Origin of the sequence: Luteitalea pratensis (assembly GCF_001618865.1) — a bacterium.
In the GTDB taxonomy this organism is placed as follows: Bacteria; Acidobacteriota; Vicinamibacteria; order Vicinamibacterales; family Vicinamibacteraceae; genus Luteitalea; species Luteitalea pratensis.
The window spans coordinates 4,963,311-4,983,588 of record NZ_CP015136.1 but is presented as its reverse complement, the minus strand read 5'-3'; the positions used below and the strand labels follow the sequence as shown (position 1 = coordinate 4,983,588).

Here is a 20,278-nt window from a genome sequence, read left to right as displayed (position 1 = left end):
TAGCCGTGGCGACGGTGGAGCCAGGCCCGAACCGATCGATTCGGGCATGCGACACTAGGGCGCCGTGCGCGCCCCGGTCTTCGTTCCGACCTTCGATTTCCGGGCCCGCGTGTCCCGTGCGGCTGCCGCGCTCGCAGCTGCCGGGGCCGACGCGCTCGTGATCTCCCACCTGCCGAATCTCCGCTACCTCTCGGGCCTGGAAGCGACGGCGGGGCAGGGCCTGCTGACGGCGGCGGGCCAACTGCATCTCCTCGTCGATCCCCGATACGAAGCGGCCGCTCGCGACCGCGCCGACGAAGTGGGCGCCGGCGTCCTGCTGCCGGCTCCGACCGCCGACATCCGGCCATCCGTGTGGATCGCCGCGCACTGTGCTCGCGAAGGCGTCGCTCACCTGGTGCTGGAGAGCCGGGTGATGCCGCTGCATGATGCCCGCCTCATTCAGCGGGCGCTGGCTGTCGAGCGCTGGGCCGGCACCATCGTCGACACGCCGCTGGACCTCGTCGAGGGCCTGCGCCGGATCAAGGACACGGCAGAGCTGACGTTGCTGCGCGAGGGCGGCGCCCGGCTGTCCGAAGCTGCCCGCGGGGTCCTGGCCGATGGAGTCGCGCGTGCCGGTCGTTCCGAACTGGAGGTCGCCGCCGAGATCGACGCGCGGGTGCGGGCCGCCGGATTTTCCCGGGCTGCCTTCGACACCATCGTCGCCAGTGGTCCCCGCAGTGCACTTCCGCACGCCCGGCCGACAGCGCGCCGCCTGGAGGCGGGTGAGGTCGTGGTGCTGGACTTTGGCGGGGTCTACGGCGGATACTGCCTCGACCTGACCCGGACCGTGTGTCTGGGGCAACCGACGACCGAGGTCGATCGCCAGTACCAGGCGGTGCTCGAGGCGCAGCGGGCCGGGTGTGCCGCGGTGCGACCGGGAGCGTTCCCGGCCGATGTCGATCGCGCCGCCAGGCAGGTGCTCGAGGCCGCGGGTTTCGGGAAGGCATTCGGACACGGTACGGGACACGGGCTCGGCCTCGAGATACACGAGGCGCCACGGCTCGCACGCCCCCAGCCGGAAGACGTCGCCCAGCCCCCCCTCGAGGCTGGCGTGGCCTGCACCATCGAACCGGGGGCATACGTGACAGCATGCGCCGGCATCCGCATCGAGGACGATGTGGTCGTGACGGTGGACGGACACGAACGAATCACAGACGTGCCCCTCGGCTGGCCAACCGCACATTGACGATGACACTCGACGAAATCAAGCAGATCCTCGACCTGGTCCGTGAACACGAACTCGCGGAGTTCGAACTGGAACAGGAAGGCGTCAAGTTGCGGGTCCGGAAGAAGGGCCAGGAAGCGCCAGCGGTAGTCGTGAGCCCCGCGGCACCGCTCAGCGCACCGGTCGCCGCCACGGCTCCGCGCGCCGCCGCGCCAGTTGCCGCCCCTGAAGCCGTCCCCGCTGACGACACCGAGACCGAAGGCGTCGAACTCGCCGTGGTGAAGGCACCGATCGTCGGCACCTTCTACCGGGCTGCCGAACCGACGGCGTCGCCGTTCGTCTCGGTTGGCGACACCGTCCGAAAGAACCAGGTCGTGTGCCTGATCGAGGCGATGAAGCTGATGAACGAAATCGTGTCGGAGTACGACGGCGAAATCGTCCAGGTCTTCGTGGAGAACGGCCAGCCGGTGCAATACGGCGAGCGCCTGTTCGCCGTGCGCGCCAGGTAACCAGGACATCGCCGTGTTCAAGAAGATCCTGATTGCCAATCGTGGCGAGATCGCGCTCCGCGTGATTTGCGCCTGCCGTGAACTGGGGATCAAGACCGTCGCCGTCTGGTCCGAGGCCGACGAGCACAGCCTGCACGTCCGCTTTGCCGACGAGGACGTCTGCATCGGCCCACCGCGCAGCGCCGAGAGCTACCTGCACGTGCCGGCGATCATCAGCGCCGCCGAGATCACCGGCGCCGACGCCATCCATCCCGGCTACGGCTTTCTCTCCGAGAGCGCCTACCTCGCGGAAGTCTGCGAGGCCTGCCACATCAAGTTCATCGGGCCGAGTCCCTCGGTCATCCGGTTGATGGGGGAGAAGTCGCGCGCACGGCGGGCAATGAAGAAGGCCGGCGTCAGTACCCTGCCCGGCAGTGATGGCCCGGTCGAGACCGAGGAGGACGCGCAGTTGATCGCCGCCGACCTCGGGTTCCCGGTGATCATCAAGGCCAGTAACGGTGGCGGCGGCCGCGGCATGCGCATCGTCCGCTCGGGCAACGAGCTTTCGCAGGCCCTGCGGACCGCCCAGCGCGAGGCGCAGGCCGCCTTCGGCATCGGCGACGTCTACCTCGAGAAGTACCTCGAGGCACCGCGCCACATCGAGGTGCAGATCCTCGGCGACGAACACGGCCATGTCGTCCACCTCGGCGAGCGCGAGTGTTCGGTGCAGCGGCGCCACCAGAAGCTGATCGAGGAAGCGCCGTCGGCAGTCATCACCGAGAAGCAGCGCAAGGCCCTCGGCAAGATGGTGGTCGATGCGGCGACGGCCGTGGGCTACTCGAGTGCCGGTACGTTCGAGTTCCTGATGGACGCGCAGAACAACCTGTACTTCATCGAAGCCAACACCCGCCTGCAGGTCGAGCATGGCGTGACCGAACTGGTCACCGGCATCGACATCGTAAAGGAACAGATCCGCATCGCGGCCGGCGAGCCGCTCTCGTTCACGCAGGAGGATGTGCGGATCGACGGTCACGCGATCGAGTGCCGCGTCAACGCCGAGAATCCCGACACGTTCGCCCCGAGTCCTGGCCGCGTCGATGCGTTCAGCCTGCCCGGCGGTCCCGGCATCCGCGTCGACACCTTCGTGCATGCCGAAGCCGTCGTGCCTCCCAACTACGATTCGCTCATCGCCAAGGTGATGTCGCACGGCCGCACCCGCGCCGAGGCGATCGCCCGCATGCGACGCGCGCTCGAGATGACGGTGATCGAAGGGATCGAGACGTCGGTGCCGATGCACCTGAAGATCCTGGCCGACGAGGACTTCCAGCAGGCCCGGATCTCGACGGCGTTCATGGAGCGGTTCCTTGCCGCGCCCAAGCCATCGGCGACGACACCGGTGACCCCGCCGGCCGCCTGACCCAGGGCGTGGTGTCCTCCACCGCACGCCGGCCGCTTCCGTCCAGGCTCTACGCCATTGTCGATGCCGACGTCGCGAGCCGTGCCGGCTGGCACGTCCCGGACCTGGCGGACGCCTACTTGCAGGCTGGCGTCCGATTCCTGCAGGTGCGAGCCAAGGACGCCCCCGCACGGGACGTCCTCGCGTGGACCGAGGCGATCGCGCGCCGCGCCGGTGAGGCGTGGGTCATCGTTAACGATCGCGTGGACATCGCCATCGTCGCTGGCACCCGTCACGTTCACCTCGGACAGGACGACCTGCCGGTCTCCGACGCGCGGGCGCTCCTCGGCCCGGATGCCGTGATAGGACTCTCCACCCATACGCCGGCGCAGGTCGATGCGGCCTGCGCGCTTCCGATCGACTACCTGGCGGTGGGGCCAGTGTTCAGCACGCAGACCAAAGCGACGGGATACGAGGCGGTCGGACTCGCGGGCGTCCGTCGGGCTCACGCGGCGGCGCAGGTTGCCCGCGTCCCTGTGGTGGCCATCGGTGGCATCACGCTCGACACGGCTTCCGATGTCATCGCGGCGGGAGCGTCGTCGGTGGCGGTGATCACGGATCTCCTGCGCGAGGGCACGCCTGGCGCGCGTGTCCGCGCCTTTGTTGAGCGACTCAGCCGGATATAATGCGCGCCAACGCTTGCCACGACGGTGCCATGCTGCACCTTCGTGCGGGATTCCGAACCGGGGGACATTCTTGGCCAGTTCACTCTTTCGCACCAAGTCAATCGACCGTCTGCTCGCCGAGGGCGAGGCCACGGGCGAGGGGACGCTGAAGCGCACCCTGAACTCGGGCGCGCTCATCGCGCTCGGCATCGGCGCCATCATCGGCGCCGGCCTCTTCGTGCGAACGGCCGCGGCGATCGCGGACCGGGCGGGGCCAGGCGTCACCGTGGCATTCCTGGTCGCGGCGCTCGGGTGCGCCTTGGCCGGGCTGTGTTACGCCGAGTTCGCGTCGATGATCCCCATTGCCGGGAGCGCGTACACGTACTCGTACGCGACGATGGGCGAACTTGCCGCGTGGATCATCGGCTGGGACCTGATTCTCGAGTACGCGGTCGGCGCGGCGACGGTTGCCATCGCGTGGAGCGAGTACCTCAACAAGGTGCTGGAATTCGTCGGCTTACATGTGCCGTACGCGTGGAGCCATTCGCCCTTCCAGGTGGATGCCGCCACGGGTGTGGCGGGCATCATCAACCTCCCGGCCGTGCTCATCCTCGGGCTGCTGACGGCGCTCCTCGTGCGCGGCACGCAGGAATCGGCGTGGGTCAACAACCTGATCGTCATCACCAAGGTGTCGATCGTCATCATGGTGATCGTGCTCGGGTGGGGGTTCATCAACCCGGCCAACCACACGCCGTACATTCCAGCCGCCAGTCTCTACACGACGCCCGAGGGCATCACCCACAACTACGGCGGCATCATGGGCATCCTCGGTGCGGCCGGCGTCGTGTTCTTCGCCTACATCGGCTTCGACGCGGTCTCAACCGCGGCGCAGGAAGCCAAGAACCCGAAACGCGACATGCCGATCGGCATCCTCGGTTCGCTCGTCGTCTGCACGATTCTCTACGTGCTGTTCGCGCATGTGCTGAGCGGCATTGCCACGGTGGAGGACTTCCGGAGCACGGGTCGCGAGGCGTCGGTGGCCTTCGCCATTTCGAAGTACATGGTCGGCTACGACTGGCTCGCGAAGTTCGTCACCGTCGCGATTCTCGCCGGCTTCTCGTCGGTCATCCTGGTGATGCTGCTCGGGCAGTCCCGCGTGTTCTACTCGATGAGCCATGACGGCCTCGTGCCGAAGTTCTTTTCCCACATCCACCCGAAGTACCACACCCCCTACAAGTCCAACTGGTTCTTCTTCATCTTCACCGCGCTGTTTGCCGCCTTCGTTCCGGGTGACATCGTCGGAGAGATGACGAGTATCGGGACGCTGTTCGCGTTCATGCTCGTGTGCGCGGGTGTATGGATCCTCCGCGTGCGTCGGCCGGACATTCCGCGTGGATTCCGTGTGCCCGCCGTGCCGCTCGTGTCGACGCTGGGCATCTTCGTCTGCGGTGCGATGGTGTTCGGACTCGGCTGGACCAACTGGGTCCGACTCGGTGGCTGGCTCGTCATCGGCCTCGTGATCTATTTCGGCTACAGCAAGCAGCACAGCAAGCTCAACACTGCGGCCTGAACGACGTGATAGCCCGCACACTCGACGGCGCAGCACTGGCGCGCCAGATACGCGAGCAACTGCAGCCGCAGGTCCAGGCCTTCACCACCCAGGCAGGACGTCCGCCCGGGCTGGCCCTCGTGCTCGTCGGCGACGATCCCGCCTCGCATGTCTACGTCGGCAGCAAGAAGACACAGGGAACCGACGTCGGTTTCCGCGTCGACCTGCATCAGCGGCCGGCGACGACCTCGCTCGACGAGGTCCTGGCACTGGTGCGCGGCCTGAACGCCGACCCGGCGATCGACGGCATCCTGGTACAGTCACCGCTACCGGCGGCGATGGGCAGCGACGCCGCGCGACGGGTCTTCGAGACGATTGATCCGGCCAAGGACGTCGACGGTTTCACGGCCGAGAACGTCGGGCGCCTCGTGCAGAATCGCGAGGGACTGGTCGCGTGCACACCGGCCGGAATCATCGAGTTGCTGGAGCAGGACGGTGTGACCATTGCGGGCAAGCGCGCGGTGGTCATTGGCCGCAGCGACATCGTCGGCAAGCCGATGTCGTTGTTGTTGCTGCATCGCCATGCGACGGTCACGATCGCGCACTCGAAGACGCCGGATCTGCCAGCCGTGGCGCGTGAGGCCGACATCCTGGTGGCAGCGATCGGGCGTGCGGGGTTCGTCACGCCCGCGTTCGTCAAGCCTGGTGCGACCGTCGTCGACGTCGGCATGAATCGGGTCTCCGAGGAGGCCGACGTCGTCGGGTTCTTCGGCGAGGGCTCGAAGCGTCACCTGGCCTGGCAGCAGCGGGGATCGGTGCTGATGGGTGATGTTCACCCGGCCGTTGCCGATGTCGCGGGAGCGCTGACACCGGTTCCCGGCGGCGTTGGCCCGCTGACCATTGCGATGCTGATGAAGAACACCCTGACTGCCGCCTCGAGGCGCGTGAGGTAGGGACCGCTCTCCGAAGGGGTCCACGTCCATCTGATCCATCGCTGGCCATCGCACGCCGCAATTCGGCGTCCGTCGCGATCGATGCGGCGGGAAGGGAGATGGACGCCTCGGAGAGGCGTCCCTACCTTCCTGAGTCCGCGCTGGCGCGGAGCTGTGTGACCAACTCCGCGACCTGGGCGTCCGTGTCCTCGAAGGTGCCGTCGGTCCTGACTACGTAATCCGCACCACGGACCTTCTCTGCGATGGGCCATTGCGCCGCGATGCGCTGGCCGGCCTCGACGTCCGAGAGGCCGTCGCGCTCGATCAATCTCGCCTTCTGCCGCGCCGGATCGCACGCCACCACCACGACGGCGTCGAAGTCACCGGCACGGCCCGTCTCGAAGAGCAGTGGGATGTCGGCGATGAGCGGACCGCGGTAGCCGTTCTTTACCAGTCCGGCCTGCCACTCGGCGATGCGTCGCCGTACCTCCGGGTGGATCAGTGCCTCGAGGTCGGTACGGGCGGTGGCGTCGCGAAAGACCAGTGACCCCAGCTTCGCGCGATCGAGCGCGCCGCCCTCGGTCAGGATGTCGCGACCGAACCGGTTCACCACGGCGCGTAGTCCGGGCGACCCTGGAGCCACCGCTTCGCGCGCCAGGCGATCGGCATCGATGGTGGGGAGCCCCACCTCGTCGAGCCGCCGCGTGACGTAGGACTTGCCGGTGGCGATGCCGCCGGTGAGCCCCACGCGCAGCACGCCTTCAGGCATCGCTGTCCTCGGACGGCCGCGCCGGTGCGAGGCGATCTTCGACAAACGAGTTCCACTCGTGGCAATGCGGGCACCGCCAGAGCAGTTCCTTGCTCCGGTACCGGCAGCGCAGGCAGATGTGCGGGTCGCGGTAGAACACGGCGTCACGACTGTGAGTCACGTACCGTTCCACCGACGCCTTGTCGAGGTTGAGGTCGAGCAGGATGTCCCACGCCGCCTGGTGCACGAGCAGCGCGTGCGGGTTGATCGTCAACGCGGCCAGGGCCATCTGCAGCGCGTCTTCCGGGCGGCCGGCGCGCAACATGTGCCGTGAAAGCGCGAGGCGCGCGCGCCAGTCCTGTGGATGGTCCGTGGCGATGCGGCGGAACAGGTGCTCGAATGCGTCGGCGCGGCCCGCGGCCATGTACGCGTCGCCGAGCCGATCGGCGACCAGGTGCGCCCGTGTCGGCATCGACGCGATGAGGTGTTCCCAGATCTCCACGGCGCCGGCCATGTCGCCGGCGTCACGCTTGACGTCGCCAAGATTGAGGTACGCCGGTGCCACCTCGGCGTCGAGTTCAATCGCCGACTCGAAGTGCTTGCGTGCCGCAGGCAAGTCGTGGCGCGACAGCGCCTGCATGCCGAGCTCGTTTTCGAGGAATGCCTGGATCTGGAGGTGCCGGCGCGTGCGCCGCTCCGGTTCGTCCTCGCGCGCCAGCTCGCGGCGCACGCGATAGGCCTCGGCCCACTGATTCTGGTCTTCGTACAGCTTCTGCAACTGCAGCAGCGCGTGCTCGTTGCTGGGGTCGAGCCGCAACACCTCGCCGAAGGCCTCGTGCGCGCGGTCGACGAACCCGCCGCGTGTGAAGTCGAGCCCGAGGCAGAGCAGGGCATAGGTGTGTTCGAGCTTGCTGATGCGCGGCCGCTGCAGGATCTGCTGGTGGATCTGGATCGCACGTCCGACCTGGCCCTTCTCGCGATACAGGTTGCCGAGGATCATGTGGATCTCGACGGCATCCTCGTCCACGCGGGCCGCCTGGCTCAGCTCCTCGATCGCGTGATCCAACTGGTTCGCGACGAGGAAGTTGAGGCCCTGGATGTAATGGGGCGACTGACGCGCCTTGCGGCGATCGATCCAGCGGCCTTCGTGCAGCTTGTAGCGCTCCCACGCCTTGCCGGCGGCCAGGCCGAACAGGAACGCGACGAGCGCGGAGAGGAGGGGCAGGTAGTCGGCGATCACGGGCGTTCGTGAAGATGGGCGGCGACCAGCGCATCCCAGTGTCCCTGGGCCTGCAGGATGTCCTCGATGAAGGCGCGCGCCGCGCCGTGGCCGCCCGGACGGACACTCACGACGTGTGCGGCCGCCCGTACTTCCGCGACCGCGTCGGCAGGGCAGGCCGCCAGGCCCACCCGCCGCAGCACCGGCAGGTCTACCACATCGTCACCCATGTACGCGATGACCTCGGATGGCCAGCGTTGCGATTCCATCAATTCCTCGAGGGCGGCGCCCTTGTCGGTCACGCCTTGCCGGACGACGTCCACGCCCAGCTGCCGCGCACGATGCAGCGTCGAGGCCGAGTGCCGGGCCGAAAGCAGCCCGATCGTCAGTCCGGCGCGCCGGGCCATGACGATGCCGGCGCCGTCCTTGATGTCGAAGCGCTTGGACTCGCTGCCATCGGCATGGACGATGACGCCGCCGTCGGTGAGGACACCATCGACGTCGAACAGGAGGACGCGGATCAGCCGTGCCCGCTCGGTGACCTCGACCGGCGACAGGGGCGGCATCAGAACAGCTCCGTCTGCCACAGGTCGTGAATGTGCAGGACGCCGCGGGGCTGGTTGGCGGCGTCGATGACGGGTACCGAAGTGATGCGACGCGTCTCCATCACCTGGAGGGCCGCGACGGCCAGCAGGTCGCCGGAGATGGTGACCGGCCCGCGCGACATGATCTCTCGCGCCGTCCGGCCGCTGATGTCCTCGTCGCGCATCATCAGGCGGCGCAGGTCGCCGTCGGTGACCAGGCCGACCAGCGTTCCGTCGCGATCGGTCACGCAGGTCATGCCGAGCCCCTTGCGACTCATCTCGTAGATCACGTCTCGCAACGGCGTTTCTTCGTCGACGCGCGGCATGCTGTCACCGGTGTGCATCAATTGCTCGACGCGCATCAGGCGCTTGCCGAGCGATCCCCCCGGGTGACGATGGGCGAAGTCGTCGGCACGGAAGCCCTTCTCGGTGGCCAGCACCATCGCCAGGGCGTCGCCCAGGGCGAGTGCCGCCGTGGTGCTCGCCGTCGGCGCGAGGTTCAGCGGGCAGGCCTCCTCGTCGACAGCGCAGTCCAGGTGGACGTCGGCCACCTGCGCGAGCGTCGATCGCGGTGCACCGGTCATGCCGATCAGTCTCGCACCGAGCCGCTTCACAATCTCGACGAGACGAACGACCTCCGGCGTCTCGCCGCCATACGACAAGGCCACCACCACATCGTCGGCGGTCACCACGCCGAGGTCGCCATGGAGGGCTTCTGCCGGATGCAGGAAGAAGGCCGGCGTGCCGGTGCTCGCGAGCGTGGCGGCGATCTTGCGGCAGATGAGACCCGACTTGCCGATCCCCGTGACGACCACACGACCGCGGCACCCTGCCAACAGCGCGACCGCCTGTTCGAAACGACCGTCGAGGCGGGCGACGAGTCCCTCGACAGCGGCAGCCTCCGTGCGGAGCACACGTGCCGCGAGTTCGAGCGCGGGCGAACGCGGTGTGCGGGCCGACTCGGTCATCACCGTCACGGCGCCGCCTGGACGGCGGCATGGACGCGCAGCAGTCGCTGCAACAGCGCCGGAAGTCGATCGAGTCGCAGGGCGTTCTCGGCGTCCGACTTCGCGCGTGACGGGTCTTCGTGGACTTCCATGAACACGCCGTCGACGCCAGCGGCCACGCCAGCGCTGGCCATCGTCTCGATGTAGGCGGCCTGCCCGGCCGTCCGGCCGTCGCCGGCACCAGGCAGTTGCAGGCTATGGGTGACGTCGTAGATCACCGGCGCCTCCAGCGCGCGCAGTTGTGGCAGCGAACGCATGTCCACGACGAGGTTGTGGTAGCCGAACGACGTGCCGCGCTCGGTGAGCAGCACCTGCGGGTTGCCAGAGGCCCGGACCTTGTCGAGCGGGTACTTCATCTCCGCGGGGGAGAGGAACTGGCCCTTCTTGATGTTCACGACGGCGCCGGTACGCGCGGCGGCCACCAGCAGGTCGGTCTGGCGGCACAGGAACGCCGGAATCTGCAGGACGTCGACGACCGCGGCGGCAGGCGCGGCCTGGGCGGTTTCGTGGATGTCGGTCAGTACCGGCACGCCGAGTTCGGCCTTCACGCGCCCGAGGATGCGAAGTCCGGCGTCGAGCCCCGGACCACGGAAGGAGGACAGCGACGTGCGGTTGGCCTTGTCGAACGAGGCCTTGTAGATGTAGGGGACGCCCGCCTCGCGAGCGATGGCCGCGATGGCGTGACCCAGCTCGAGGGCATGCGTCTCGCATTCGATGACGCACGGGCCGGCAATCAGCACCAGTTTGCCGGCACCAAAGGTCACCGGCCCGACATGTACCGGTTGCACCACGACATTATAGGGCTCGCCATTGGTAGGGACCGCTCTCCGCGCTGGCGCGCCGAAGCCTTCGGCGGAGGCGGGAGCGGTCCATCTCCTCAGTCGGTCGCGAGCCGCTGCGGCGGGGCAGATCGGAGGTGGACGCCTCGGAGAGGCGTCCCTACCTACTACGCCAGAGCCGCTGCGGCGGGGGCAGATCGGAGGTGGACGCCTCGGAGAGGCGTCCCTATCTACTACGCCAGCGTTTCGGCCGGCCGGTGCGCGGCGGACCGTGCCGCGACGGCGTGCGCGTGCGTCGCTTCGACGAATCCGGCAAACAGCGGATGCGGCTTGAGCGGCTTGGACTTGAACTCGGGATGGAACTGGACGGCGACGAACCAGGGGTGCGAGGGCAGTTCCACCATCTCGACGAACTTGCCATCGAGCGAGCGACCGACAATCTCCAGGCCCTTCTCGGTGATCGCGGGCTCGTACAGGCAGTTGAATTCGTAGCGGTGGCGATGGCGCTCGTGGATGACGTCGGAGCCGTAGAGCCGATGCGACAGCGAGCCGGGCTTCAACTGGCAGGCGTAGGAGCCGAGACGCATGGTGCCGCCGAGGTCGTCGACGCCGAGCAGGTCCCGCAGCTTGTAGATCACCTTGTCGGTCGTATCGGGCGCGACCTCTGTCGAGTCGGCCTGTGTGATGCCGCAGACGTTGCGCGCGTACTCCACCGTGGCCCACTGGAACCCGTAGCAGATGCCGAAGAACGGGATGCGGCGATCGCGCGCGACTTCGACCGCCTTCATCATGCCGCGCGTGCCGCGATTGCCGAAGCCACCGGGCACCAGGATGCCGTCGGCGTCCTGGAGTTCGAGCTCGCCGCCGTCCACCTCGAGGGCCTCGGCCTCGATCCATTTCACGTTGACCTTCAGACGGTGATGGAAACCGCCGTGAAAGAGCGCTTCCGTGAGGCTCTTGTACGAGTCCTCGAGGCCGACGTACTTGCCGACCACGTGGATCGTGATCTGGTCTTGCGGGTGCTTGATGCGGTCGAGCAGTTCCTCCCATAGACCGGCCGGACGCGGCTCGTTGGGGAGCGACAGCTGCTTGAGGACGATCCGGTCGATGCCTTCCTCGGCCAGCGCCATCGGCACCTCGTAGACGCTCGAGACATCGCGCGCGGTGATCACGGCATCTTCGTTGACGTCGCAGAACAGCGCGATCTTCCGCTTGATGTCGCGCGGCAGGATGCGATCGGTCCGGCACAGCAGGATGTCGGGCTGGATGCCGATGGATCGAAGGTCGCGGACGCTGTGCTGGGTGGGCTTGGTCTTGAGCTCGCCCGCAGTGCTGACGTGCGGCACCAGCGTCAGGTGGATGTAGAGCGTGTTCTCGCGGCCGACGTCCTGCCGGAACTGACGGATGGCCTCGAGGAAGGGCAGGCTCTCGATGTCGCCAACGGTCCCGCCGATCTCCACGAGCACCACGTCCACGCCGTCAGAGACCGCGAGGATGCTCTCCTTGATCGCGTTGGTGATGTGCGGGATCACCTGCACGGTGGCGCCCAGATAGTCGCCGCGACGCTCGCGCTGGATCACCGACAGGTAGATCTTGCCGGTGGTCCAGTTCGAATTCTTCGACGTGACCGTGTTCGTGAAGCGCTCGTAGTGACCGAGGTCGAGGTCCCCCTCGGTCCCGTCGTCGGTCACGTAGACCTCGCCGTGCTGGTACGGCGACATGGTGCCGGGATCGACGTTGATGTACGGGTCGAACTTCTGCAGCGTGATCTTGAAACCGTGCCCCTCGAGCAGGGCGCCGATCGAGGCAGCGGCGAGCCCCTTGCCCAGCGACGACACGACGCCGCCGGTGACGAAGATGTACTTGACGGGCCGATGGGGCTGCGAAGTCTGCATGGTGGACATCAGGGAATGGCGGGCGCCGCGAGCAGGCGGCGCACCCGTTCGAGATCGTCGGGGGTATCCACGCCGAGCGCCTCGTGGCGCGACTCGACGGTCATGATCGCGAAGCCGTGCTCGAGGGCCCGCAATTGCTCCAGGGATTCGCTCAACTCGAGCGGTGTCGGCGGCAGCGCGGCGAACGTGAGCAGGAACTCGCGCCGGTACACGTAGAGGCCGACGTGCTTGTACCACGTCACGGGTGTGCCGGGATCGCGCAGGAACGGCACGGCCGCCCGCGTGAAGTACAGCGCCCGTCCACGCAGATCGGTCACCACCTTGACCACCGCCGGGCTCGCGATCTCGGCCGGGTCGGTGATGCGGCTGCGCACCGTGCTCATCACCAGCGACGGATCCGCGAGACAGGCCGCGACCGCATCGTCGATCATGGCCGGCGCCAGCAGTGGTTCATCGCCCTGCACGTTCACGACGAGGGCATCGTCGATCTGCGCGGCAACCTCAGCCACGCGTTCACTGCCGGTGCGGTGATGCGGCGAGGTCATCAGCACGTCGCCGCCGAAGGCCCGGACCGCCTCGAACACGCGGAGATCGTCGGTCGCGACGATGACGCGCGCGATGGTCCTGGCCGCGCACGCGCGCCGGTACACGTGCTCGATCATCGGCCGACCATGGATGTCGGCGAGAGGCTTGCCCGGGAGACGCGTGGAGGAGAATCGAGCGGGAATGACGGCAACTGCCGTCGCGGGTGACCGGGTGACGGATCCGGCACTGTGCAGCACGGGCAATTCTAGCACGCAGGCACGAGCGGCCCAGCCGCACTCCCGGCTCCTGACTCCCGACTCCCGAACTCCCGAGTATGATCCGCTCGGTGTCCAAGCCCGTGCTGGCGGTGGGCCTCCTGGCGTTGATGGTCGGCGCATGGTATTGGGCGCTGCTGCCTCACACCCAGCTCGTCGTCGCGCGCAGGCTGGCGTTGCCTGTCGCGACGGCGCGGTCGGGACCGGACGTGCCCGCAGTGCGCCTCGCCGATCTCGCCGTCGAGGCGGCGCAGCGGCCCATGCCCGACGACGGGCGCAATCCGTTCGCGAATGGAGTGTCGACCTCGCGCGGCGCCAGTGCCGGAGCCGATCGCGGGGAGGCGGCCGCCGCGACGCCCATCGTCGCGCCAGGGGCGCCCGTGCCGGCGTGGCCGCGGCTCGAATTGATCGGCGTGGCCGAAGCGCGCGATGGCAGCGGGCTCGTGCGCACCGCCATCGTGTCCGGGCCGCATGGGGTGCACCATGCCCGTGCCGGAGAAGTGCTCGAACAGGTCTACCGCGTCGAGCGCATCGGCGGCGATGGCGTGGACGTCCGGCTCCTGCCCGAAGACAGGATGCTGCGACTTGCGTTGCGCCCCTGAGGCGTATAATCGTCCGGCTCATCGTGCCCCTGCCCGAGTGACGCACCAAGTTGGTGCAAGACGCTCGCAGCTTCGGTGTCGCTACGGGTTACACCCTGTTTGCAATTGCTTTTGAACAGGGTTTTCCACAGCTTCTGTGAATATCGTGTGACGAGCCACAGGGGCGTGACCTAATTCACAGGACCCTCACCTCCATGCCGCAGTTCACGCATCTCACGGCGCCGACCGACGGCGCGCCCATCACCCGGCAAGCCGATGCTCTCGTCGTGCCGGACCGCCCCATCCTCCCATTCATCGAAGGCGACGGCATCGGCGCCGACATCTGGCGTGCCAGCGTGCGCGTGTTCGATGCGGCCGTGCAGAAAGCGTACGGTGGCTCGCGCCAGGTGGTGTGGTTCGAGGTACTCGCCGGCGAGAAGGCGTTCAACACCGTCAACGAGTGGCTGCCAGCCGATACCCTGACTGCCTTTCGTGAGTACCTGGTCGGCATCAAGGGCCCGCTGACGACGCCGGTCGGTGGTGGCATCCGATCGCTCAACGTCGCGTTGCGGCAGGAACTCGATCTCTACACCTGCCTGCGGCCGGTGCGTTATTTCAATGGCATGGAAACGCCAGTGAAGCGGCCCGACCTGGTCGACATGGTGATCTTCCGGGAGAACACCGAGGACATCTACGCCGGCATCGAGTTTGCCGAGGGGACGCCGGAAGTGGAGCAGTTGAAGCAGCTGCTCAAGAGCGCGTTCCCGAAGCCGTACGGGAAGATCCGTTTCCCGGACTCGGTCGGCCTCGGCATCAAGCCGGTGTCGCGTGAGGGCACCGAGCGCCTGGTGCGCGCCGCGATCGAATACTCGATCGCGAACAAGCGCAAGAGCCTGACGCTCGTGCACAAGGGCAACATCATGAAGTTCACGGAAGGCGCGTTCCGTGACTGGGGCTATGAGCTCGCCAAGCGCGAGTTCGGCGCCGTCGAGTTCGATGGCGGCCCGTGGTGCAAGCTGCCGGGTGGGCTCGTGATCAAGGACGTGATCGCCGATGCGTTCCTCCAGCAGATCCTGACGCGCCCGTCCGAGTACGACGTCATCGCCACGTTGAACCTCAATGGCGACTACATTTCGGACGCACTCGCCGCGCAGGTCGGCGGGATCGGCATCGCGCCCGGGGGCAACATCAACTACGCCACCGGCCACGCCGTGTTCGAGGCCACGCACGGCACCGCGCCGAAGTACGCCAACCTGGACAAGGTGAACCCCGGTTCGGTGATCCTCTCCGGCGAGATGATGTTCCGGTTCCTGGGCTGGCCCGAGGCCGCCGATCTGATCATCCACGGCCTCGAGAAGGCGATCGACGCCAAGACCGTGACCTACGATCTCGCGCGCCTGATCAAGGGCTCGACCGAAGTGTCCTGCTCGAAGTTCGGCGACGCCGTCATCAGCCACATGTAGCACCACATCGGCCTTCGTCGTTCGGCCGTCGGCCTTCGCCACCTTGAACAGTGCGGAGGCCGGGCCCGACGCAGGGCCGACCTCGGGTGTAGCCGCCGGACTCGTCGGGCGGTGCCTTCACGCGAGGTTTTCACGAAGGCCGAAGGCCGACGGCCGACGGCCGTCCAGGAGCAGTGAACAATGAATCGCAAAGTGACCGTCGTCGGCGGGGCCGGCAACGTGGGCGCCACGGTGGCGCGTTCGATCGCCAACCGCGAACTGGCCGATGTCGTGATCATCGACATCGCCGACACCAAGGCGCAGGGGATCGCGCTCGACATCCTGCAGGCCTGTCCGGTCGAAGGCAGCGACACGCGTGTCGTCGGCGGCAGCGACTATGCGCTCTCTGCCGGCTCGGACGTGGTCGTGATCACGTCGGGCGTGCCCCGCAAGCCGGGCATGAGCCGCGACGACCTGCTGTCGGTCAACTACAAGATCATGCAGGACGTCACGGCCAACGTGATGAAGCACTCGCCCGACGCGATTCTCATCGTCGTGGCCAATCCGCTGGATGCGATGGCGCAGGCCGTGTACCGCCTCAGCGGCCTGCCGCGCGAGCGCGTGATCGGCATGGCCGGCGTGCTCGACTCGGCGCGGATGCGCACCTTCATCGCCGCCGAGCTCAACGTGTCGGTCGAGAACGTCACCGCGTTCGTCCTCGGCGGGCACGGCGACACGATGGTGCCGTTGCCACGCTATTCCACGGTGGCCGGGATCCCGATCACCGAGTTGCTGACGCCCGAGCGCATCGCCGCCATCTGCGAGCGGACGGCCAACGGCGGCGCGGAAATCACGAAGCTGGTGGGCACCAGCGCCTGGTACGCGCCTGGCCAGTCGTCGGCGCGGATGGTCGAAGCGATCCTGAAGGACAAGAAGCTGATCGAGCCGTGCTCGGTCTACCTGCAGGGCGAGTACGGCGTCAACGACCAGTTCCTCGGCGTGCCGGTGAAGCTCGGCGCGAAGGGCGTGGAGCAGGTCATCCAGATCACGCTGACGGCAGACGAAAAGACCGCGCTCGACAAGTCCGCGGCGGCCGTGAAGGAACTCACCTCGGTGATCGGCGTGTAGCGCATAGCCGACGGCCTGCAGCCTACGGCCTGCAGGCTACGTGAGAAGAAGAAAAGGGCAGTCCCGGGATCCCGAGGCTGCCCTTGATTTTTTGAAGGCCGAAGGCCGGACAGCGAAGGCGCCGACGACCTGTCCGCCGTAGCCGTGGCGAAGGCCGATGTGTGGCGAGCGTCAGCGAGCCGCCAGTTGGGCCTTGAAGTAATCGCGATTCATCTTCGCGATGTTGCTGATCTTGATTTCCTTCGGGCACACGGCCTCGCACTCGCCCTCGTTGGAGCACGCACCGAAGCCCTCCATGTCCATCTGCTCGACCATCCGCACCGTGCGCCGATGCTTCTCGGCCTGCCCCTGCGGCAGCAGGTTGAGGTGCGCGATCTTGGCCGACGTGAAGAGTGCCGCCGAGGCGTTCTTGCAGGCCGCCACGCAGGCGCCGCACTGGATGCACGCCGCGGCGTCGAATGCCGTATCGGCCACCGGCTTGGGCACCGGAATGGCATTGGCGTCGGGCGCCGCGCCGACGTTCATCGAGATGTAGCCGCCTGCGCCAACGACACGGTCGAGTGAACTGCGGTCGACAACCAGGTCCTTGACCACGGGGAATGCCGCGGCTCGCCACGGCTCGATGGTGATCGTGTCGCCATTGCGGAAGCGCCGCATGTGCAACTGACAGACCGTGGTGCCCGCGTCCGGGCCGTGCGCCACGCCGTTGATCATGCAGCCGCAGGCCCCGCAGATGCCTTCGCGGCAATCCGAGTCGAACGAGATCGGTTCCTCGCCCTTGCGGATGAGGCCCTCGTTGATCACGTCCAGCATTTCGAGGAACGACATGTCGGGCGAGATGTCGTCGGCCTTGTACTCGACCAGGCGCCCCGGGGCGGTGGGCCCCGGCTGCCGCCACACGCGCAATGTCAGATTCAGTGCCATCGTTGCCTGCTCACCAAGAGCAGCCTGCGGCCTGTGGCCTGCAGCCTGCGCGCTCCGCGTCGACCTGAAGGTCGACGCCTACGTGTCCTTCGAATCCCGCGTCCCGAATCCCGATTCCCGGATCCGGTTCCCGATCCGCGATCCGCGGAGACGGCCGGCTCGGAGAGCCGGCCCTACCAACCCGGTACGCGGCGCCCGGTTCCCGCCTATTTGTACGACCGCTGACTCGGCTTGACGTAGTCGAACGAGAGCTGCTCGACGTGCCGGACCGGCGCCTGACCCACACCCGTGAACTCCCACGCAGCTGCGTGGGTGAAGTGCTCGTCGTCGCGCTGCGCCTCGTTGTCGGGCGTCTGGTATTCCTCGCGGAAATGACCGCCGCACGACTCTTCGCGTGTCAGTGCGTCGAGTGCCAGCAATTCCGCGAACTCGAGGTAGTCGGCCACACGACCGGCGTACTCGAGGTTCTTGTTCATGTTGTTGGGCTCACCAGGCACGGAGACGTTCTGCCAGAACTCGTCGCGGATCCGCGGGATCTCGGTCAGCGCCTTCTTCAGGCCGTCGGCGGTGCGCGACATCCCCACGTGGTCCCAGACCACTCGCCCGAGTTCACGGTGCAGTTCGCGCGGGGTCTTCTTGCCCTTGATCGCGAGCAGGCGCGAGATTTGTCCCTGCGCGTTGCTGGCTGCCTGGGCAAACGCGTCGTGATCGGTCGTGACCTTGGGCAACTTCGTGCCCGCCAGGTAGTGACCGAGCGTGTACGGGATGACGAAGTAGCCATCGGCCAACCCCTGCATCAGCGCGCTCGCGCCGAGGCGATTGGCGCCGTGATCGGAGAAGTTCGCTTCCCCCAGCACGTGCAGGCCCGGAATGGTGCTCATCAGGTTGTAGTCCACCCACAGGCCACCCATCGTGTAGTGCACGGCGGGGAAGATCCGCATCGGCACTTCGTACGGGTTGTCGTCGGTGATCTTCTGGTACATGTCGAACAGGTTGCCGTACCGCTGCTTGATCACGTCCTTGCCGAGCCGGTGGATCGAGTCGGCGAAGTCCAGGTACACGGCAAGGCCCGTTTCGCCGACGCCCTGGCCTTCGTCGCACACCAGCTTGGCGGCGCGTGACGCGACGTCACGGGGCACCAGGTTGCCGAAGCTCGGATACCGCCGTTCGAGGTAGTAGTCGCGATCGGCTTCCGGGATCTGCTGCGGCGGTCGTTTGTCGCCCGTGTTCCTGGGCACCCAGACGCGTCCGTCGTTGCGCAGGCTCTCGCTCATCAGCGTGAGCTTGCTCTGGTGGTCGCCTGACACCGGGATGCACGTCGGGTGGATCTGCGTGAAGCAGGGATTGGCGAAGAGGGCGCCCCGCTTGTGCGCGCGCCACGCGGCCGTGACGTTGCAGTTCACCGCGTTGGTGGACAGGTAGTAGGCCGTCCCGTAGCCCCCCGTCGCGAGCAGCACGGCGTCGCCCGCCCACTTCTCCAGTTCACCGGTGGCGAGGTTACGCGTGATGATGCCGCGGGCCTGGCCGTCGATGATGACGACGTCGAGCATTTCGCGCTGCGGCATCAGCTTGACGGTGCCTGCGTCGACCTGCCGCATCATCGACTGGTAGGCACCGATCAGCAACTGCTGGCCGGTCTGACCGCGCGCGTAGAACGTGCGCGACACCTGCGCCCCACCGAAGGAGCGATTGTCGAGCAGGCCGCCGTACTCGCGCGCGAACGGCACGCCCTGGGCGACGCACTGATCGATGATGTCGACGCTCACCTGCGCGAGCCGGAAGACGTTGGCTTCGCGGGCGCGATAGTCGCCGCCCTTGACCGTGTCGTAGAACAGCCGGTAGATGCTGTCGCCGTCGTTGCGGTAGTTCTTGGCGGCGTTGATGCCGCCCTGCGCGGCGATCGAGTGGGCGCGGCGCGGGCTGTCGTGGATGCAGAACGTGATGACGTTGTAGCCGAGCTCGCCGAGCGCGGCCGAGGCCGAGGCTCCCGCCAGTCCCGTGCCCACGCACAGGACGGTGAGCTTGCGGCGGTTGGCCGGGTTCACCAGCTTGGATTCGAACTTGTGACGGTCCCACTTGCTTTCGATGGGACCACCTGGAATCTTGCTGTCGAGCGTCATCACTGGGCCACCTGGTGAGCGAAGTACATGTAGATCGGCAGGATGGCAAACCCGCCGGCAATCAGCACGGCCAGGACGCGGCCACCGAGCACCAGGTTGCGCGACAGGCGCTCGTTCGACAGGCCGAGCGACTGGGCCGCACTCGAGATGCCGTGATTGAGGTGCATGCCGATGAGGCCCATCGCGACCACGTAGAAGCCGGTGTACAGGGGATTCCGGTAGATCTCGGCGACCAGCCGGTACAGGTCGCGGTGGCCCGTGTCCTGCTCCACGTACCAGGGGCCGAACTTGAACGTGCGCACGTGCACGACCACGAAGACGAGGATGAACAGGCCCGTGAGCGCCATCGTCGTCGACGACCAGGTCTTGCGGCTCGTGTGGCCAGCCCACTTCTTTTCCTGGTAGCGCGCCGGACGCGCCGCCGAGTTCAGGCGGTACATCCCGAGCGTCTTCACGATGTGGACCAGGAAGATGGCGAGCAGGCCCGCTTCGGCCATGTAGATCAGCGGCCCCAGGCTCTCCAGTTTGTAGGCGTACAGGTTGAACGCGTTCGCCCCGGCCAGCAGCGACAGGTTGCCCAACAGGTGAGCGATCAGGAACCCGAAGAGCAGCAGGCCCGTGAGCCCGATGAGGATCTTGGAGCCGACCGTGGACGAAAAGAAGGAAGGACGACTGGACATGTCAGACTCCGCAGCCCGTCTCGCCTGGGCAAGCGTCCGGGTGCGTCGAGGTAGGCACTGAACTGTCGGATGACATCTGGCGTAGGGCGCAACGCTGGTGGATGGGCATCCCCGTGAGGTGCATGGCCGCCCGAACC

Annotated in this window: 19 protein-coding genes; 9 read left to right on the top strand and 10 right to left on the bottom strand. The window is 67.2% G+C overall.

Annotated features, from left to right (window positions below; all coding sequences use genetic code 11):
• Window positions 1-64 precede the first annotated feature (64 nt).
• From LuPra_RS20815 to LuPra_RS20790, 6 genes are all read left to right on the top strand, one after another.
• Window positions 65-1,225: a M24 family metallopeptidase gene (locus LuPra_RS20815; RefSeq protein WP_110172526.1), complete on the top strand. Its 1,161-nt coding sequence runs from the start codon at window positions 65-67 to the stop codon at window positions 1,223-1,225.
• Between the two features lie 2 nt (window positions 1,226-1,227).
• Window positions 1,228-1,713 (top strand): acetyl-CoA carboxylase biotin carboxyl carrier protein, encoded by a 486-nt coding sequence (accB, locus tag LuPra_RS20810; RefSeq protein WP_110172525.1) that lies wholly within the window; start codon window positions 1,228-1,230, stop codon window positions 1,711-1,713.
• Between the two features lie 13 nt (window positions 1,714-1,726).
• The gene (gene accC, locus LuPra_RS20805) at window positions 1,727-3,109 is read left to right on the top strand and encodes an acetyl-CoA carboxylase biotin carboxylase subunit (protein ID WP_110172524.1); all 1,383 of its coding nucleotides are present in this window, start codon (window positions 1,727-1,729) and stop codon (window positions 3,107-3,109) included.
• A gap of 11 nt (window positions 3,110-3,120) precedes the next feature.
• Window positions 3,121-3,774, top strand: a complete 654-nt coding sequence (gene thiE / locus LuPra_RS20800; protein WP_234800488.1) for a thiamine phosphate synthase — start codon at window positions 3,121-3,123, stop codon at window positions 3,772-3,774.
• Between the two features lie 70 nt (window positions 3,775-3,844).
• The gene (locus tag LuPra_RS20795) at window positions 3,845-5,323 is read left to right on the top strand and encodes an amino acid permease (protein WP_110172523.1); all 1,479 of its coding nucleotides are present in this window, start codon (window positions 3,845-3,847) and stop codon (window positions 5,321-5,323) included.
• A 5-nt stretch (window positions 5,324-5,328) separates the two neighbouring features.
• The gene (locus LuPra_RS20790; RefSeq protein WP_110172522.1) at window positions 5,329-6,255 is read left to right on the top strand and encodes a bifunctional 5,10-methylenetetrahydrofolate dehydrogenase/5,10-methenyltetrahydrofolate cyclohydrolase; all 927 of its coding nucleotides are present in this window, start codon (window positions 5,329-5,331) and stop codon (window positions 6,253-6,255) included.
• Between the two features lie 121 nt (window positions 6,256-6,376).
• Here LuPra_RS20790 and coaE read toward each other — a convergent pair whose 3' ends face one another.
• The 7 genes from coaE to kdsB form a co-directional block, all read right to left on the bottom strand.
• Window positions 6,377-7,003: a dephospho-CoA kinase gene (gene coaE / locus LuPra_RS20785; protein WP_234800487.1), complete on the bottom strand. Its 627-nt coding sequence runs from the start codon at window positions 7,001-7,003 to the stop codon at window positions 6,377-6,379.
• Window positions 6,996-8,222, bottom strand: a complete 1,227-nt coding sequence (locus LuPra_RS20780; protein ID WP_110172521.1) for a tetratricopeptide repeat protein — start codon at window positions 8,220-8,222, stop codon at window positions 6,996-6,998. Before LuPra_RS20780 ends, coaE begins: the two co-directional genes overlap by 8 nt.
• Window positions 8,219-8,767 (bottom strand): KdsC family phosphatase, encoded by a 549-nt coding sequence (locus LuPra_RS20775; protein WP_110172520.1) that lies wholly within the window; start codon window positions 8,765-8,767, stop codon window positions 8,219-8,221. The genes LuPra_RS20780 and LuPra_RS20775 overlap by 4 nt, the downstream gene beginning before the upstream one ends.
• On the bottom strand, window positions 8,767-9,753 hold the full coding sequence (locus LuPra_RS20770; protein ID WP_110174801.1) for a KpsF/GutQ family sugar-phosphate isomerase: 987 nt from the start codon (window positions 9,751-9,753) through the stop codon (window positions 8,767-8,769). The genes LuPra_RS20775 and LuPra_RS20770 overlap by 1 nt, the downstream gene beginning before the upstream one ends.
• A 5-nt stretch (window positions 9,754-9,758) precedes the next feature.
• Window positions 9,759-10,583, bottom strand: a complete 825-nt coding sequence (gene kdsA / locus LuPra_RS20765) for a 3-deoxy-8-phosphooctulonate synthase (RefSeq protein WP_110172519.1) — start codon at window positions 10,581-10,583, stop codon at window positions 9,759-9,761.
• A 221-nt stretch (window positions 10,584-10,804) separates the two neighbouring features.
• Window positions 10,805-12,466, bottom strand: a complete 1,662-nt coding sequence (locus LuPra_RS20760; RefSeq protein WP_110174800.1) for a CTP synthase — start codon at window positions 12,464-12,466, stop codon at window positions 10,805-10,807.
• A gap of 8 nt (window positions 12,467-12,474) precedes the next feature.
• Window positions 12,475-13,245: a 3-deoxy-manno-octulosonate cytidylyltransferase gene (gene kdsB, locus LuPra_RS20755; RefSeq protein WP_234800957.1), complete on the bottom strand. Its 771-nt coding sequence runs from the start codon at window positions 13,243-13,245 to the stop codon at window positions 12,475-12,477.
• Between the two features lie 92 nt (window positions 13,246-13,337).
• Between kdsB and LuPra_RS20750 the strand changes: the two genes are divergently transcribed.
• The 3 genes from LuPra_RS20750 to mdh all read left to right on the top strand — a co-directional run bounded on the left by LuPra_RS20750 (window position 13,338) and on the right by mdh (window position 16,417).
• Window positions 13,338-13,868: a hypothetical protein gene (locus LuPra_RS20750; protein ID WP_157899485.1), complete on the top strand. Its 531-nt coding sequence runs from the start codon at window positions 13,338-13,340 to the stop codon at window positions 13,866-13,868.
• Between the two features lie 194 nt (window positions 13,869-14,062).
• Complete coding sequence (icd, locus tag LuPra_RS20745) at window positions 14,063-15,310, top strand: NADP-dependent isocitrate dehydrogenase (protein ID WP_110172516.1); 1,248 nt, start codon at window positions 14,063-14,065, stop codon at window positions 15,308-15,310.
• A gap of 180 nt (window positions 15,311-15,490) precedes the next feature.
• Complete coding sequence (mdh, locus tag LuPra_RS20740; protein WP_110172515.1) at window positions 15,491-16,417, top strand: malate dehydrogenase; 927 nt, start codon at window positions 15,491-15,493, stop codon at window positions 16,415-16,417.
• Between the two features lie 171 nt (window positions 16,418-16,588).
• Here mdh and LuPra_RS20735 read toward each other — a convergent pair whose 3' ends face one another.
• The 3 genes from LuPra_RS20735 to LuPra_RS20725 all read right to left on the bottom strand — a co-directional run bounded on the left by LuPra_RS20735 (window position 16,589) and on the right by LuPra_RS20725 (window position 20,141).
• On the bottom strand, window positions 16,589-17,335 hold the full coding sequence (locus LuPra_RS20735; RefSeq protein WP_110174799.1) for a succinate dehydrogenase/fumarate reductase iron-sulfur subunit: 747 nt from the start codon (window positions 17,333-17,335) through the stop codon (window positions 16,589-16,591).
• Between the two features lie 212 nt (window positions 17,336-17,547).
• Window positions 17,548-19,461 (bottom strand): fumarate reductase/succinate dehydrogenase flavoprotein subunit, encoded by a 1,914-nt coding sequence (locus tag LuPra_RS20730; RefSeq protein WP_110172514.1) that lies wholly within the window; start codon window positions 19,459-19,461, stop codon window positions 17,548-17,550.
• Complete coding sequence (locus LuPra_RS20725) at window positions 19,461-20,141, bottom strand: succinate dehydrogenase cytochrome b subunit (protein WP_110172513.1); 681 nt, start codon at window positions 20,139-20,141, stop codon at window positions 19,461-19,463. Before LuPra_RS20725 ends, LuPra_RS20730 begins: the two co-directional genes overlap by 1 nt.
• Window positions 20,142-20,278 lie beyond the last annotated feature (137 nt).